Genomic DNA, 16,167 nt, shown 5'->3' on the forward strand with positions numbered 1-16,167 from the left:
AGGCGGTGCGCTTTCACTTTTATCAATTCCTGAAACTGATCCTATTAGCCGCCTTCGCTTTTTTTCTTATCCAATTGCACCATACCGGGGAGATTGTGAAATTGATTAACCCCAAATATGTCCTGATGAGTCAGGTGGCCGCAGGAGTAATCGTTCTCTTGTTTTTTGTCCAGCTGGGTAGAGTGTGGCAGGGAAATACCGACGAACATGCCTTCTGCGCTCCCGGGTGCACTGAGGACCACGATCACAAGCAGTCGTATGTAAAAAGGTGCGTGAGTTATCTGGTTCTCCTTTTTCCTTTATGTACTGGATTTGGACTGGATCTCACCTCATTGGATGCTACGATTGCCAAAAATAAAGGATCCCTTCTCCCGCAAGGAGAAAGTTCTTATCAAGAGGATCCATCATCGAATCCAAATACTCTCGATGAGAACAAGCCAATACCAAATAACAACTATTTGACGGATGAAGAATATGAACAGAAAATGGGGCGTCTAAACGATGAGGTGGTTGAGATGGACGAAGATATTTTCGCTTCGTATTATCAGGAAATAGAAGAAAACCCTCATCAATATAAAGGCAAAACGATACAAATGAAAGGTTTTGTGTACAAAGAAGAAGGATTAGATCCCAATCAGCTCGTTGTAGCAAGGTTTCTGATCACCCACTGCGTCGCTGATGCCAGGGTGATTGGATGGTTGAGTGAATCGGACGAGGCCGTTAACTTTGGTGTAGATACGTGGGTGGAAGTGCGTGGTGTGATCGATGTTGGAGAGTATAATGGTGTCGAACTTCCAATCATTCAGATAAAAGAAATTACCCCGATCCCTGAGCCGACCAATCCTTACATTTTCCCTATTTTGACGAAGGTTCTTTAAAGTCCGTCTTAATTAAGGGACAAACCTTTTCGAAAAAATAAAAAAACTTTCAAATTCATAGACACCAAACACACACTTCCTTCGATTATAGAATTGAGGAAGTGTTTCTCTATGCACAAATCCTCCACCTTTCCATAAGAATAGGAGAATCCAAATGAACTATATCAAAGCGATCAACGCCTTCTACGATCACCAGGAATTCAATCCTCTAACTTCTGCCGCTATTAATCTTTGGCACAGCCTCATGCATGTGAATAACAAATCCCGTTGGAAAAAAGAATTCACGGCTTCGATGACCGTCCTTTGTCTGAAATCCAACTTGAGCGAAAGCAGCATTCGGAAAGCACGCAAGGAACTCGTGGAGAAAGGGTATGTGACGTTCACTTCGAGACCAGGCAACCAGGCTCCCATCTATCGGATCATCCCTTTATATGAAGAAATGGACAGCGAGAACGACAGTGCGGAGGAGAACAGTGGCGGCAAGTCGAACGGCAATGATACCGACAAGTCGAACACATTAAGTAAACAAAACGAAACGAAAGAAAAAGAAGAAGTAGTAGAAACGCAGGCTCAGAATCCCTACCACTTTTACGAAAACAACATCGGAACGTTGTCACCGTTCATCGCAGAAAAAATTACCGTGTGGTGTGAAGAGATGTCTGATGAACTCGTCACCCAATCGATGAAGCTTGCGGTGGAGAGCAACAAGCCTTTCTTCAGCTATTGTGAAGGCATTCTGAAACAGTGGCAGCAAGGTGGCGTCCGCACCCTGAGAGGAGCGGAACGAGCTCAGGAAACTCACAAGAAAAAGAGGACAGGTTCGAAGCATGAAAAGAACAAATCGGTGTTCGATAAGTTGAGAGAGGAGGTACAGGGATGAAGAGAGAAGAAGCCATTGAGGTGCTCGAGACGATGAGTGAATTGTATCCGCAGAAATTCGATATCACCGAGCGTGTCGCGAATATGCTGATTCCGAAGCTTTTGGAAATGGAGTATAGAGGGGTAATGGCCAAGCTTTCCGATTTCGCCGTCCGCAGTCCGTTCCCGCCGACCATCGGAGAAATCGCAGTCTATGAACCGGAGGAAAACCGTCACTTGGAGCAAATGAAAGTTTGGGAAGCGGAAGCAGCCGAAGTATCTGATGAGATCCGCCAGCGGTTCATGGACAAACTCCGTTCGCTGGCAGAGGAGAAGTCCCATGAGTCATAATCTACAGACGGAACAGGCTGTATTAGGTATTTTTCTCGTAGACGGGGAGAAAATCAAGCAGACAACGCTCGTCCCTGAGCATTTCTCCCGACACGACCATCGACGCATTTTCTTAGCGATGCAGCAGGTGGACAACAATGGAACACCGGTGGATATAGTGACGGTCACAACGAATCTCGGAAATGAGATCGCTCAGGTAGGGGGAGTGAGCTACCTGTTGGGACTGGCCGAATCCGTGCCGACGACCGAGAACTTCCACTTCTATGAAAAACTCCTCGTCGAATCTTACACGAACCAGCAAATGAGACAGTCGGCAATAAAGTACATAGAGAACCCGAGTGCTGATGCACTGCTCGGCTTGAAGCAACAGCTTCATCTGATGGATCAGGACCCGGAAACGGATGAACAGACGGTGAAAGAACAGCTCAGTGACATCGCCATGGAGATGATCTCCTCACCAGTCCAGACGGGTTTAGCCACAGGATTCGATGACTATGACAAAATGACCGGCGGAGCGCAGCGCGGGGATTTGATCATCGTCGCTGCCCGACCGTCGATGGGTAAGACCGCCTTCGCCTTGAATATCGCCATGAACCATTGCAAGAACGGAGGAGCCGTCGACCTGTTCAGCCTGGAAATGGGATCCAAACAGCTGCTGCAGCGGATGATTTCTTCTGAAGCACGCATCGACGGACAGAAGTGGCGCTCGATGTGTTTCTCTGCCGAAGACTACAAAAGTTCCTTCCATGCCATCGGTGAAATCGCCGAGTGGGACCTGTCCATCCACGAGCGCCAACAAACCGTTCAGGACATCACGGCAAAAATCAGATCATCCGTAGTTTCCGACCCCAACCATGATCACATCATAATCATCGACTACTTGGAGCTGATGAACGTCAAAGGCCGCTATGAACGTCAAAGGCCGCTATGAACGTCGCGACCTCGAAGTCGGCGCCATCACCCGTGAACTGAAACTCCTCGCCCGAGAACTCAACATCCCGATCATCCTCCTCTCCCAACTCTCCAGAAGTGTGGAACAACGCCAAGACAAACGTCCGATGATGTCTGATTTGAGAGAATCCGGAAATATCGAACAGGACGCTGATGTCATCAGCTTTTTGTATCGAGATGATTACTATTCGCAGGGAGGCAGTGATGTAGTGGAGGTGATTTTGAGGAAGCAGAGAAATGGCCCTGTGGGGACGGTGATGTTGGGGTTTGAAAAAGAGTTCGGACGTTTCGCCTAACAGAGACTTTAAAACTTAAGGTTCTTCTCTTTACTAGCGAACATATGTATTCTATTATTATATATATAAGATATTACGTACGTAATAGAAGGGGATGCTCATACACATGAACGCCGCATTCAGTTATAACTTTCCAGCTTTACGTGGAATTCAAGCTGGTAAAGAATATTTTGTAGTGATGTGTCCACTAAGACTCATACCAAAAATTTTCTTATTTAATGAAGAAGAAATACCAGCCAAGTACCGTGCGCAGAGGATCTTAAATAAGAATAGGATACCTGAGATCTCTAGTTACATACTAGATAACTCAGATGATTACGTATTCTCATCCTTAACCGCATCTATTGATGGGGAAGTTGAATTCCAACCATTTAGCGATGAGCAAACTTGGAATGACTTAGGAAGATTACAAATATCACTCGACTCTAGATTCCTCATTAATGACGGACAACACCGTCGTGCAGCTATAGAAGAGGCTTTAAAGATATCACCAGAACTGGGTGATGAAACAATTTCCGTTGTTTTCTTCAAGGATGAGGGCTTAGAGAATTCTCAGCAGATTTTCTCTGACCTCAATAGACATGCAGTAAACACGACTACGTCTATTGGTATTCTTTATGATCACAGAGATGAACTTGCAATGTTAACGAAAGAAGTGGTTTCAGAAAACGAACTATTGGAAAGGTACACGGACACAGAACGTGTATCTCTATCTAAGAACTCACCAAAATTGATGGCGTTGAATCACGTCTTCAATACCAACCTTAAGCTCTTGGATAAAGCTAAAGGCGATCCTCTTAAGGGGGAAGAAGAAGCTCTAGTTAAGGAGTTCTGGCCAGTATTATGTAGTCACATTCACGAATGGGAAATGGTTTTAAATAAAGAAATAACCCCAAAAGAGCTCAGAATGAACTACATTGTGGGCCACGGTGTTTTTCTAGAAGCTATAGGGTTAGTAGGGCGTGCAGCTATTAATCAAAGTCCTGAAAACTGGAAAGAGTATATTAAAGCATTAAAAAACATTGACTGGAATCGCTCAAATATAAAAGAATGGGAAGGTCGAGCTTTCTCAAGTAATGGAAGAATTCAAAAGAATAACCTTACGATACAATTGACTGCAAGCTTAATTAAACAAAAGGTTGGATTGGAATTAAATTCGCAAGATAAAAAAGCCGAAAGCAAGTTAAAGGCAGGTGCAAATAATGGATAGTAATATAATTACTTCTATGTTACAAGAACAAGCAACAATAGTGGAAGAGGCTAAGGAACAGATTAAAGATGTATATTTGCAAGATGAACGTCCATGGGTAGTTGGTTATAGTGGAGGGAAGGATTCCACTGTTGTGTGTCAGATTGTATTTGAAGCACTTAAAGAGTTGGATAAAGAACAACTCCACAAAAAAGTTTATGTAATCTCATCTGACACACTAGTAGAAACGCCATTAATTATACAGTCCATAAATACAACATTGCACCGTATTCAAACAGAGGCATTGAATTTAGGACTACCAATTGAGACTCATAAAGTAAAACCAGAACCTACCCAGTCGTTCTGGGCTAATATAATTGGAAAAGGCTATCCATCGCCTAACCAACAAATGAGATGGTGTACGGACCGAATGAAGATCGATCCAGCAAATAAATTCGTAAAAGATAAAGTATCTAAATTTGGTGAAGTTATTATGCTACTTGGTGTTAGAGAAGATGAAAGTGCCACGCGTGCTAATGTAATTAAATCACATACTGTAGAAGGCAAACAATTGATGAAGCACTCTACCCTTTCAAATGCATATGTATATGCCCCTATAAAGAAGTTTAGTTTAGATGATGTTTGGGATTATCTTTTAAATTATGAGTCTCCTTGGGGCGACAACAATGAAGAGCTTCACAAGTTGTATATGGATTCAAGTAGTGGAGAGTGTCCATTAGTTATTGATAAAACGGTAAAACAATCAGCTGGTTCTTGTGGAAATAGTCGCTTTGGTTGTTGGACATGTACTGTTGTCACGGAAGATAAGGCCTTAAATGGCTTTATAAAAAATGGCGAAGAATGGATGACTCCATTATTAGAGTTCCGAAATTGGTTGGCAGATATTCGCGATGACCGAACGAGAAGAATGAAATACAGAATGAATGGTCAGATATACTTTAATGACATCAAGGTTGAAGAAATTGACGATAAACTAACAGCTATACTTCCCAAAAAAGGTAAAAGAGGCAAGAAATTTATCCAAGTAAAGAATTTTAACGTGGTGGACGAAGCCAATCTAAGCCATTACCTATCAGAAAATAAGGTGGATTTAAGTGCACCTGGTGATGATAATATATTAATCCGTAAAAAAGATGGTGGCTACGCTCAACTTGGGTTAGGGCCTTTCACAATGGAAACAAGGAAAGAGATTTTAGAATACTTGTTAAAAATCCAAAGAGATATTCAACATCCCTCTGACCCAAACTTTGAATTAATTAGAGAAGAAGAACTAAGGGTTATAAGAAAGTTTTGGTTAGAAAAAGGTAATTGGGAAGACGAACTTCCAGAAATCTATAAAAAAGTTATGGGCAACGAGTTGAACTGGGATTATGACGACCAGCCCCTATTTGATCGTGATCAGATTACGGATTTAGAAATATTATGTGAGCAAAATAACATTGACTTTAAGCTGGTTAAAAAGCTTATTAGCATTGAAAAGGATTATGCTGGTTTCAATGTTAAACGAGGATTGTATGATGAAATTGATAAAGCTCTAACTCAAGATTATTTACACGTGGTGAAAGGAAATAACTAATGTTACTAAAATCAATTACACTAGAAAACTTCGCAGCGTACCGGCATAAAAATACTATTGATTTTAGCGTTAAAGGATCAAGGGAAAACGTCATATTAATTGGTGGGGAAAACGGGGCAGGAAAGACCACTTTATTAAACGCTATTAAAATTGCTCTATTTGGTCCATACGCATATGGACTAAAGACGGAAAGCGCTAAGTACACTAAGACAATTTATAATTATTTAAATACAAAGGCAATAAAGAATGAAGATAGTAATTTTCAACTTACACTGAGTTTTAATGAGACCGAAGACTTTGAGAAAACTGAGTACGAATTTGTACGTAGTTGGGAAATAAAAAACAACAAACTAAAAGAGAATCTAGGGATCTTAAAAAATGGTAGACTGCTTAGTGATTCTGAAGCAGAGATTTATCAAACAAAATTAAGAGAAAACATGCCGCCTGAATTATTCGACCTCTGTTTATTTGATGGTGAAGAAATATCCAGAATTATAGGCGACAATTTGTTATCCACCTATCTTCAAAGGTTGTCAAAAGTTGTGTTTAATTTGAAGCTTTTTGAAAATTTAGAGACTGACCTTAACACTTATTCCGATAAAAAAACCAAGGATCACTCTAATGATAAATTAAATCAAGAAATTGATGGTTTAGAAAAAGAGTTAAAGGAAAAGGAGTACTCTAAATATCAATTGGAAGACTTGATTAACAATAAACGTGATGCGGTTGATAACATGAAGAATGAGTTAAGTACTCTAAAAAAAGATTTCGAAACTCATGGCGGATTATATAAAGAACAACGTGATGTGTTAGTTGCTGAACTAAACGAAATCGAAAATACTAGAAAAGAGTTAAACAACGAGGTAAAAAATTATATTGGGGTTTTATTGCCTTTTAACCTTAATAAAGACTTACTCGATGCAACCGTTAAGCAACTAGATAGTGAAAATACACAACAAGTATTTAATCAACTCTCTAACAAGTTAACTAATCAACACTTGAGCAGTATCCTTGATGACCTTGGATTTTCACCCAATGAGTCAAAGAGAGAAGCTCTAAAAAAGAGTTTAATAAAAAATATGCAACCTGACCATGACTTAATTCTGCATCATGCTTCAAATGATCAAAGAAATAAAGTAGCTCAAGTAAATGATTTAGTGAATTCTAAGTCTTCAGACCACTACGATGAGCTTTTGACTAAAAACCAGGATCTTCTTAAAGAAGCACAAAGCCTGCGTAGTAAAGTCAATATACACGATGAAACAAATGAATTTACGCACATGATTCAAAAAATGGAGCAACTCAAGGTTAAGATAGAATCAGAAGAACAAAATCAACAAAGTATGGAACAACAACTGCAGCATACAAATGATGAAATAGTAGCAACAAAGAATCTAATTGAAGAGAAACAAAAAGAAATTTTTAAGAATCATAAACAAAAAAATGCTTTGAATCTTTTGAATGACTTAATTAATACGAGCAAGGAATTCCGTAGCAGGCAGTTACAGAGGAAATTACAAGAAGTAGAAGCACAAGCAATGAAAATGCTAAAAAAGCTTATGAGAAAGCAAAAATATATTGAAAGTATATCTATAGTTCCTGAAACGTTTGAAATACAGTTGTTCGATAAGAATCATAACGAACTGTTCATGGATAAACTATCTGCAGGCGAAAAAGAAATTCTTCTTCTCTCGCTTATATGGGCAATGTTCGAAGTGTCTGGTCGCAGAGTGCCATTTATCTTTGATACTTTGTTAGGTAGATTGGACAAAACGCACAAGTCAACTGTTCTAAGTGAGTTAATACCTTTAAGCGGTGAACAAACGTTGGTTCTTTCAACTGATACTGAAATCGACGAGTATCATTACCAAATTATTAAACCGTACTTGTCTCATGTGTACACGTTAGAATTTGACAATGAGACACATGGTGTGGACATTAAGTCTAATTACTTCTTTGTGAAAGATAATGAGGTGGTTTAAAATGAATTTTCGTCTTAAAACTTCATCTAAAACTGCAGACACTCTAAAATCACTTCAATCAACAACAAAATTAACACCGAATGTCTTGTCTAGACTGGCTGTATCGTTATCATTGAAAATAAATGAAGAGCCGGATACAGAAGTTGAAGATTCGTCTGGTATAGAGTTCAACAGAAACACTCTGACAGGTGAATACGACTATGTGTACAAGGCATTGATAACACAGTATTCACAACGAGAGATCTCGGACGAAGAGTTCTTTCCGAAGTTATTTAATGCGCATTTAGAAAGAGGCATTACGATACTGGAAAATGAATATAAGCATGCAGGTAACGCTGAAAAGTTCTACCATAATTTAATGAAAATTTAAAGGGGAGTAAATATGTCTCTTTATCTTGATAACAGTGCCACAACTCAAGTCTTACCAGAGGTTAAAGATGCGATGCTTCCTTACCTATTTGAAGAATTCGGTAATCCGTCGAGTAAGTATTATGCTAGAGCAGAAAGTGCTAAGAGCGCTGTGAAGGAAGCTAGAACAACAATCTCTGATTTAATTGGTTGTGAGAAAGCAGAAGTTATATTTACAAGTGGTGCTACCGAAAGTAATAACTTTATTATTAAAGGAGTGGCTGATTTCTACTCAAATGAGCTTGGAAATCATATCGTCACTTCTAAAGTGGAGCATCCCTCCGTGTTGGAAACTTGTAAGTATCTAGAGACAAAAGGTTTTAGAGTGACCTATCTGGAAGTGGATCATTATGGAAGGGTGGATCTAGATGAAATCAAAGAGATTATTGATAATGATCCACCTTTACTTTTATCAGTAATTTGGGGGAACAATGAAGTTGGTTCTCTAAATCCAATAAAAGAAATCGCTCAATTATGTGGAGAACACAATATTTTCTTCCATTCTGATGCTACACAAGTTGTGGGGAAAATCGATATTAACTTAGAAGAACTTCCTGGTTTAACATTTATGTCTTGCTCCGCCCATAAAGTACATGGTCCTAAAGGAACTGGTGCTGCTTTTATTAGATCTAATCATTTGGGTTTACCTACTAAAATTACTCCTTTACTACATGGAGGAGAGCAAGAAGAAGGGTATAGGAGTGGTACATTACCCGTTCATAACATTGTAGGTTTTGGTAAAGCTGCTGAAGTAGCAAATAGAATGCACAAAAGTAATGTTTGTTCTCTGGAAGAGAATGAACAATATTTAACAGAGATACTACAAAAGAAGTTTAGAGGTCAGATCAATCTAAATCATGACATGAGGGATAAAATCCCAGGTATACTAAGTGTCACTTTTAAAGGGGTAAATAACGAATTGCTTGCAAAAAAGCTGGCTCCGTATGTATCCTTATCAACTGGCTCGGCTTGTAGTACAGGGAAGCCTAGTCATGTTCTACAGGCTATGGGCTATAGTTTGGATCACATAAGATCTACAATTCGAATTTCTATGTCCCCCTATACAAATAAAAGTGAATTAAATATCTTTAATGAGTTATAAAAAAACAAGCGCTCAACGCGCTTGTTTTTTTAAATCCTACTATTAAGTGAACTAATATTTACCACTTGAGTAACTGGGTTAGATAGCTCTCCATTTGGCAATCTTATTGGTGCGTGTACGATACACTGTCCTTTTTTTAAAGAGGATAGCTTTTGCTCCCAGTACCGTTTATCTTCTTTATCCTTAGCTAAGCTATTCGCTATTGTACTCACTTCCTGCTCAGGAGGAGAAAAATAAATTTTTTGTGAAGAGTTTTGAAGTCTTGCTAGTTCATCCGAATCAAGTTGTGACTTTAGAAATTGTGTTGCATACCAACCTGACCAACCAAATTTTCTTCCTTCTGTCAGAATTCTAGCAGAAGGTGAATTTTCTCTGTGGTCTAAATTCTGTGCTTCGTCCATAACTACCGGTATGGGGTAGTCCTTATTTCCATTTCGAACAGAATAATTCCACAAATCCCAAAGTATAAATTCAGTGATCATTAATTGAACGTCTCTTGGATAACCAGTTAACTGAATAACATTAACTGTACCATCACTATTAATAATCTTGCCCCAATCCATTTCTTCTTTACCTGATCTAAAGGGGTTACGATCAATTAGATTGCTGATTTGTGATAATGTTTTTTGCGCGTAAGAAGTTCCGAGCTCTTCTAACTCAAATTTCAGCTGAGTTAGCGTCATTTGGTCCCCATATTTCCCTACACCCTTCTTAGTGGCTTCGTAGATGGCATTGAGCTGTTGTATTCCAAGAGACGAATAGACTGCTGAGAACACACTTTTAATTCTTTCTGCTATATCTGTTTCGGTTTCTTGTAGTTCAATTCCGCCGATATTTCTCATGTTCTTTTTAAAAGGATTTATAGGAAATCCTTCGTTATATACAATCGATTGGCTGAGTTTTTCACCTAAACTTTCTACAAATTCAACCTCCAATTGGTTAGGAAGGAAGCCCTCAGTATAATCTATTATTATGCTTGAAATATGGTGGAGGGCCTGTTCAAGCAATAAACATTGCATAAAATATGTTTTACCTTGACCGGATTTTCCGGAGATTAACATATGTCTATTTGCTAACTGCTTATTTCCGTATTCCCAATATATCTTTTTATTAGATCCTACCGCTTCACCTATAAGGACGCGAACATCTTCTAGGTTATTCTCTGGAAAAGTTAAAGGCTCCTCAATATCATCCTTTATTGGTTTATCCTCATGTTCGTGCTCTAGTGTGTGTTTTCCTACCACATATTCTTGGAACTCGTCATCCTCTTCTATAGAGTTATATTTATAGTTATAATACAAAAGGTTATCTATTGGAAAATCTGTTTTTTCAGCGACTATATCGTTTGCTAATGTATGGACAGGTTCTACAATTCCTTTAAAGCCATCGCTCTCTGGCAGATTTAAAATAGTAATCTGATCTTCAAAATCCACAGTCCGTACATATCTTTCTCTCTCAAAGGAAACTATTGCCCCTTTCCCTATAATAGGGATAAATTGTTCAGAAACCTCGAACTGATCACTGAGTAATTTATACCTTACATCATTTGAAATGGAATAGGACTTTTCATCCCATAGTCCACTTTGTTTAAGCTTATTCATATTTGCAATTAGCAATTGAACAAAGAATTGGCGATAAAATTGATGATTAAAGTTATTTTTACCGTTCACATCAACTTTGGTTAAATTTTCTTCAAATAATTTTTTTGTATTACGTAGTTGTTCTTTGGCTTTATCGATAACGGCTGAATTATTATGACCAATCTTAACTTCAATTGGATAGAAATGTAATTTTACTTCCTTTTTGTCAGTTTCAAGCCCTATAAGAAGCAAATCATCACTATGCGAACCACTGACGCCAAGGTTCTTAGCGGTGAATACTCCATTTTTTTTATTTAACCCAACTGCACCAGCTACACGCAAAACTTCTTCTAGTGAAATAGGTACCCACATAATATCTTTATGGTTAAAGTATGTTAGGGAGTATTTAATAGCTGAAATTATACTTAGCTTTTCTTTGTCATAATAACCTTTACTACCTACAATCCGTAATAGCCATTCACCGTTAAATGCATTAAATGCTTTAATAACTTGATTGACTTCATGGTCATCCACATTAATATCATGTTTGTGTAAAAACTCTTTAATAGCGTTGTTGTACTGACTAGATTTATCCGTAACCGTGATTGCATCATAACGACTAGACGAAGTGTATTGGTCACTGTAATGAATAACCACTAAGTTCCTTTGGTAAGATTGGAAGAAGTCTAAGTCTACAGTTGGATCCAGGAAAGTAACCCAATATGATGAATTAAATAAACTCTCTAATGTCTCTTCGTCATCAATTGTGGTTCTAGACATAATAGATTGACTTTTACTGTAAGCATTGAAGCCTTGATTGTTACAGTTTGCAGCTAGTTCGTTTAAACCTTTTATTACTTTGAGTAGCTGACTATCTGAGTCCTCATATGCTTTAATCCCAAAGCCGCTTTTATATGAATCTTGGCTTTTCATAGAAGGAACTGAAGATAGTAAACCATCTAGACTGACTCCGGTTATCATTTCGTTCATGGGATGGAATACTATGTTTTCTTCTCCCATCATTTTGTAAAAAGTAAGGTGAGCATATTTTAATTCAACGTTTGTATTGAATTTAAAGTATCTAAGCGATTGTCTAATGAACCTCAACATATCATACTCATCATAGTTTTTCGCCTTAAGTTTTACATTGTATTTATGTGATACCTCTTCCGGTTCTTTTAGACTAGAGAATTCATCAAAAGCAGTGTCTTGAACTTCTTTTAAATATAATGAAGCTTCAATTGGATTGATTTGTTCTGGTCCTTTTTTATCAATTCTTGCAATTAACCAATTTAATATACCCTTTAGAATTTCGTGATCATTATTTACGTTCACGATATTTATTTTAAGAGGTGCATTAGATCCCTCTAAAAATAAATACTTAAAGTGCTCTTCAAACTGTTTGAATTTATCTTCTACAACTTTAGCTAGATAACTTGAGGCATCAGAGATTGTGACTTGATTAACTGGCTTGTATTTAACCCATTCTTTTAATGAATTTTCTGGATCGGGCTTATAAAGGCGGTTTTTGTCATCATAAATAAATGGCAAGAGTGCATCAGGCTTAAGCCTTTCTAGAATACTCTGCTCTATCTCAAGATCATCTAACACTTCATTGACCTGCAGCTGATATGCTATTACTAACGGGTTAAAGGGAGTTAAAAATATTCCGTTATTAGATTTTAAAGTTCCCAACCTTAATAAATCTATCCGTTCTTTAGCAGGTGAACCACTGACATTTAGTATTTGATCTAAGAAATCGCTCAAAAAGTTAGTGGCCACTGATCTGTAGCCTTCACTTACATAGCTGAGTGTTGGCACTGTTTTGTTTGTTTCAAAGTAGCTTAACAGCTTCAAAAAGGATTCTTTCAGTGGGCCACTCACACTTAAAGGCTCATCAACTATTAAATCGGATTCTAAACGAGCAGCCAGCATTTTGTTTTTTATAAATTCATCTTCCCATGCAAGGAACCTTGTGTACTCAGAGTGCGTGAAAAATTCTCTATTGCCTATTGTAAGTTTGTTGTTATCGTAAACAAAGTCTTTTTGCAATTCGCGTTTTAAACGCCATATTCTTAAAGCTCTGATGGGAGTAGCATCTGGTGACTCATTGTTCAGTAATATGGATAAAGGGGGTGAATTTTCTATCTCCAATAGAATAGTTAATTGACCTTCATCATTAAATGCATCAGCTTGGGGGCATAAGGCCAAACTCTCATCTTCATTATTTAGTTGGATAGACTGCTTATCCTCAGTTATATCGATTTGTTGCTCATCTGATGAACTGCCAATTTTGAGTTCATCATCAGTTTTAATTTCTACAAATTTTTTTGAAGGATTAACGGTGTAACGAGTCTTAACTGATTCTAAATAACCCTCGCCAAACGGTAGTATAACAATATTGAATTCTGCTCCTAAAGAAGCTTTATTTTCATGCTTATAGTTTACACGTGCAAATGTGACATCGTTCGGAGAACATCTGATATCTATATTTAGATTCTTGTTTCCAACTTTAGTTGTAACATAAGATTGGAACTGCTTTTGAACCTTTGTAAAATTACTACTTAAGCTCTTTGTAGCACTACCAGATACTTCAAACTTGGCTTGTAAGCTAACCGTTTCTTTTTGCTCAGTGTTAAAAATAACAATTTGCCTTTTTCTGTTACCGGCGGTAGTTTCTTTTTGGGGTCTATCCCAAAACTTAAAGTCAGGAACTTTTAACTCACTTAGATTAACCTTGGCATTTTTATTTTCTTTTTCTTTATCTTCCCACGCTGTATATACTATAGAGAAAGAAACTTCAGTCCAGTCTTCTTTCTTAAGTTCATTTACCCCTTTACTACTGAACTTCTTATCAAGGTCGTCTTCTATAGATGTACTAAACTCATGAGCCTTTCGAACATATTCAAAGAGTTCACGATTGTCTCGGAGGCGTTTATTAAGTTCTTTTCCAGGTTTTTTTACTAAATCATAATCTTTAAAGAGTCCGAAATTCACATAATCTTTATCCTGAATAGATCCCTTTTCCAAAACTTCGAAAATATCTTTAAAATCCAATAAAGAAACTTGTTGTAAGTACTGATCTTCAATGAGTTTGTTTAAGTTTTCTTGGAGAATTACTTGGTCTACTTTTTCTAAAACGCTGTTGGTTATTTCATCCGTAAGGTAATGATACAAAGATTGTGGGTGGAGAGGCATCCCTTCTTTTTGAAGGTCACTACTTCCACCTTGGATGCTGTCCAATTGTTCAGAGACTAAACTTAGTAAGGATGTGTCTTGCCATATTCCTTTTTGATCACCAACCTCGTTTCTTAATGTAACTAAGAAGTCGGGTGTTACTCCGGAAGAAGTGGATGCAACGACAAGCTTGACGCCATTTAAATTGATAGCAAAGGTATCATACGTTGATCCACTTTCGTGTTTATAAGGAAATCTTTCAACTCCATTTAAAATTTCCATAGCGTCAACTATGTACTGTATTTCCTGAGGGTCATCCATTTGAAGGTAGTATCGATCTCCTGGACTTACTTGGCCGTTGAGCTGCTTAACTAACATTTCACTTATATAATTAAAGAATTGCTTTGACATATTGAGCATCACCACTATCACTTTTCTTTTCTATAATATTTAGATTGTCTAACAGGACTGTGACTTCTTGTTGTGAATAACGATCCAATGCAACACCTCGTTTTCTAAATTCTTGGAAGAGGTTCTTTAAAGGAATCCTTTTTTTATCTTTAACCGCAAGAACAGTTAAGAGCAATAGAAAATCTTGTGTAATATTTAAAGTATGTCCTAAACTTCCTCTTGTTTTAAGGAACTTTCCATAAGCAGCGTCTTCGATTAGCTTTCCGTGATTCTTGCAAACTTCCGCAGACATTCCCAATTTTAGAAGGTTATATAATGTTTTAAATCCTTCAATCAAATTAGACACCGGTTTGGGCCTAGTAATTTTTAGCTTCTCGCTATATAATTCCAACCATAGGTTTAGGTCTTCTATATATTGTCTAAGCTCTTCCTCACTAGCTTCATCTTCCAATAAAGTTCTTAATTCAGAATAGGTTAAAAACTTCAGATTGGGATTCAACCAATTATGACTAAGTTGTGCCTGTGTATGAACGTGAACAAAGGTAGAAGAGGAGCGCTCCTTTAATACCTTGAAATTGTACATTCCATCAAAGGCTTTCCGCCTCTTATTTAATGCTTCCCAATCCAAAGAATAGAATAGGCTATCTATTTTTGTGTAATCTGCTTTCTCTACTTGTTCAAATTTAAAAGTAATTTGCGATACATAGAGGAAGTAATAATGCTGTAGTAAAGTTTGAAAGTTATTTAAGAAGAAGTCTTTATGACTACTAATAAACTTCAAGTCTTCTCTAAACAAACGTGATATTTCCGGGATCAATAACTTATAACTACTCGATTCATTTTGCACATCTAATTCATCTAAATTATGAAGAATCATAGACACTAATAAGTCTTCATCATCACTTTTCTCGAACGCATACGAAAGGTCTTCAACACCATTATGACTTAGAATCTCATTTAGAAATTTAGAAACCTTTTTTTCAAGGGGTTTCTTTTTACCTGATGATAGAGGGTAGTACTTAAATATATGTGGATGTATTACCTTAACATCCTCCTGTTCATTGAATAGAAGGCTACTAAATAGCCTTTCTAAATCATAGTTCCCTTGATCACTATCACTTTTTACATTATTACTGATTTTTTTCACAAAGCTATTTTCAGGGTTTTGATCTTTAGCTTTAAGCATCATTGGGTCACTGTCATCTTTTAGGTTTTGATTTGAGACCTTTCTGGAAAATTCTCCTACAACAGATTTAAATTCCCCTTTAATCATGTTCTTTGAATCATTACCTGAAAAAGGTAAAACATCATCAATCTTCCCTTTAGTATGTCTCTTGGGAGCGACGATTTCGTCTAACTTTTCGATATGCAATCTGTTATTCATTGA

At 37.5% G+C, this 16,167-nt stretch carries 12 protein-coding genes; 10 read left to right on the forward strand and 2 right to left on the reverse strand.

Features of this window, described 5'->3' with window-relative positions; all coding sequences use genetic code 11:
- Positions 1 to 5 precede the first annotated feature (5 nt).
- The 10 genes from ACQ4XT_RS14040 to ACQ4XT_RS14085 all read left to right on the forward strand — a co-directional run bounded on the left by ACQ4XT_RS14040 (position 6) and on the right by ACQ4XT_RS14085 (position 9,612).
- Positions 6 to 878 carry a TIGR03943 family putative permease subunit gene (locus ACQ4XT_RS14040; RefSeq protein ID WP_446854215.1) on the forward strand — a complete coding sequence of 291 codons (873 nt, stop codon included), beginning with the start codon at positions 6 to 8 and terminating at the stop codon, positions 876 to 878.
- Positions 879 to 1,032: 154 nt separating this feature from the next.
- Positions 1,033 to 1,758, forward strand: coding sequence for a DnaD domain protein (locus ACQ4XT_RS14045; RefSeq protein WP_446854216.1), 726 nt, complete (start codon positions 1,033 to 1,035; stop codon positions 1,756 to 1,758).
- A complete protein-coding gene (locus tag ACQ4XT_RS14050; RefSeq protein ID WP_446854217.1) occupies positions 1,755 to 2,087 on the forward strand; it encodes a replicative helicase loader/inhibitor in 333 nt (110 codons plus the stop codon). Before ACQ4XT_RS14045 ends, ACQ4XT_RS14050 begins: the two co-directional genes overlap by 4 nt.
- Positions 2,077 to 3,018: a replicative DNA helicase gene (locus ACQ4XT_RS14055; RefSeq protein ID WP_446854218.1), complete on the forward strand. Its 942-nt coding sequence runs from the start codon at positions 2,077 to 2,079 to the stop codon at positions 3,016 to 3,018. The genes ACQ4XT_RS14050 and ACQ4XT_RS14055 overlap by 11 nt, the downstream gene beginning before the upstream one ends.
- Complete coding sequence (locus ACQ4XT_RS14060; protein ID WP_446854219.1) at positions 2,996 to 3,334, forward strand: DnaB-like helicase C-terminal domain-containing protein; 339 nt, start codon at positions 2,996 to 2,998, stop codon at positions 3,332 to 3,334. The genes ACQ4XT_RS14055 and ACQ4XT_RS14060 overlap by 23 nt, the downstream gene beginning before the upstream one ends.
- 106 nt (positions 3,335 to 3,440) lie before the next feature.
- On the forward strand, positions 3,441 to 4,544 hold the full coding sequence (gene dndB / locus ACQ4XT_RS14065) for a DNA sulfur modification protein DndB (protein WP_446854220.1): 1,104 nt from the start codon (positions 3,441 to 3,443) through the stop codon (positions 4,542 to 4,544).
- Positions 4,537 to 6,120, forward strand: coding sequence for a DNA phosphorothioation system sulfurtransferase DndC (dndC, locus tag ACQ4XT_RS14070; protein ID WP_446854221.1), 1,584 nt, complete (start codon positions 4,537 to 4,539; stop codon positions 6,118 to 6,120). The genes dndB and dndC overlap by 8 nt, the downstream gene beginning before the upstream one ends.
- Positions 6,120 to 8,102, forward strand: coding sequence for a DNA sulfur modification protein DndD (gene dndD, locus ACQ4XT_RS14075; protein WP_446854222.1), 1,983 nt, complete (start codon positions 6,120 to 6,122; stop codon positions 8,100 to 8,102). The genes dndC and dndD overlap by 1 nt, the downstream gene beginning before the upstream one ends.
- Position 8,103: 1 nt before the next feature.
- A complete protein-coding gene (gene dndE / locus ACQ4XT_RS14080; protein WP_446854223.1) occupies positions 8,104 to 8,472 on the forward strand; it encodes a DNA sulfur modification protein DndE in 369 nt (122 codons plus the stop codon).
- 12 nt (positions 8,473 to 8,484) lie between these two features.
- Positions 8,485 to 9,612, forward strand: a complete 1,128-nt coding sequence (locus ACQ4XT_RS14085) for a cysteine desulfurase family protein (protein WP_446854224.1) — start codon at positions 8,485 to 8,487, stop codon at positions 9,610 to 9,612.
- A 29-nt stretch (positions 9,613 to 9,641) separates the two neighbouring features.
- Here the strand turns inward: ACQ4XT_RS14085 and dptH are convergent, their stop codons facing one another.
- Complete coding sequence (gene dptH / locus ACQ4XT_RS14090; RefSeq protein WP_446854225.1) at positions 9,642 to 14,780, reverse strand: DNA phosphorothioation-dependent restriction protein DptH; 5,139 nt, start codon at positions 14,778 to 14,780, stop codon at positions 9,642 to 9,644.
- Entirely contained in the window at positions 14,761 to 16,164 is a 1,404-nt protein-coding gene (gene dptG / locus ACQ4XT_RS14095; RefSeq protein ID WP_446854226.1) for a DNA phosphorothioation-dependent restriction protein DptG, read from the reverse strand. Before dptG ends, dptH begins: the two co-directional genes overlap by 20 nt.
- Between the last annotated feature and the right edge of the window lie 3 nt (positions 16,165 to 16,167).

Source organism: Halobacillus sp. 12SKB, from assembly GCF_052941655.1.

Coding starts and splice junctions, on each gene's coding strand:
- ACQ4XT_RS14045 (WP_446854216.1), top strand. CDS start 1,033: ATGAACTATATCAAAGCGATCAACGCCTTCTACGATCACCAGGAATTC.
- ACQ4XT_RS14050 (WP_446854217.1), top strand. CDS start 1,755: ATGAAGAGAGAAGAAGCCATTGAGGTGCTCGAGACGATGAGTGAATTG.
- ACQ4XT_RS14055 (WP_446854218.1), top strand. CDS start 2,077: ATGAGTCATAATCTACAGACGGAACAGGCTGTATTAGGTATTTTTCTC.
- ACQ4XT_RS14060 (WP_446854219.1), top strand. CDS start 2,996: ATGAACGTCAAAGGCCGCTATGAACGTCGCGACCTCGAAGTCGGCGCC.
- dndB (WP_446854220.1), top strand. CDS start 3,441: ATGAACGCCGCATTCAGTTATAACTTTCCAGCTTTACGTGGAATTCAA.
- dndC (WP_446854221.1), top strand. CDS start 4,537: ATGGATAGTAATATAATTACTTCTATGTTACAAGAACAAGCAACAATA.
- dndD (WP_446854222.1), top strand. CDS start 6,120: ATGTTACTAAAATCAATTACACTAGAAAACTTCGCAGCGTACCGGCAT.
- dndE (WP_446854223.1), top strand. CDS start 8,104: ATGAATTTTCGTCTTAAAACTTCATCTAAAACTGCAGACACTCTAAAA.
- ACQ4XT_RS14085 (WP_446854224.1), top strand. CDS start 8,485: ATGTCTCTTTATCTTGATAACAGTGCCACAACTCAAGTCTTACCAGAG.
- dptH (WP_446854225.1), bottom strand. CDS start 14,780: ATGTCAAAGCAATTCTTTAATTATATAAGTGAAATGTTAGTTAAGCAG.
- dptG (WP_446854226.1), bottom strand. CDS start 16,164: ATGAATAACAGATTGCATATCGAAAAGTTAGACGAAATCGTCGCTCCC.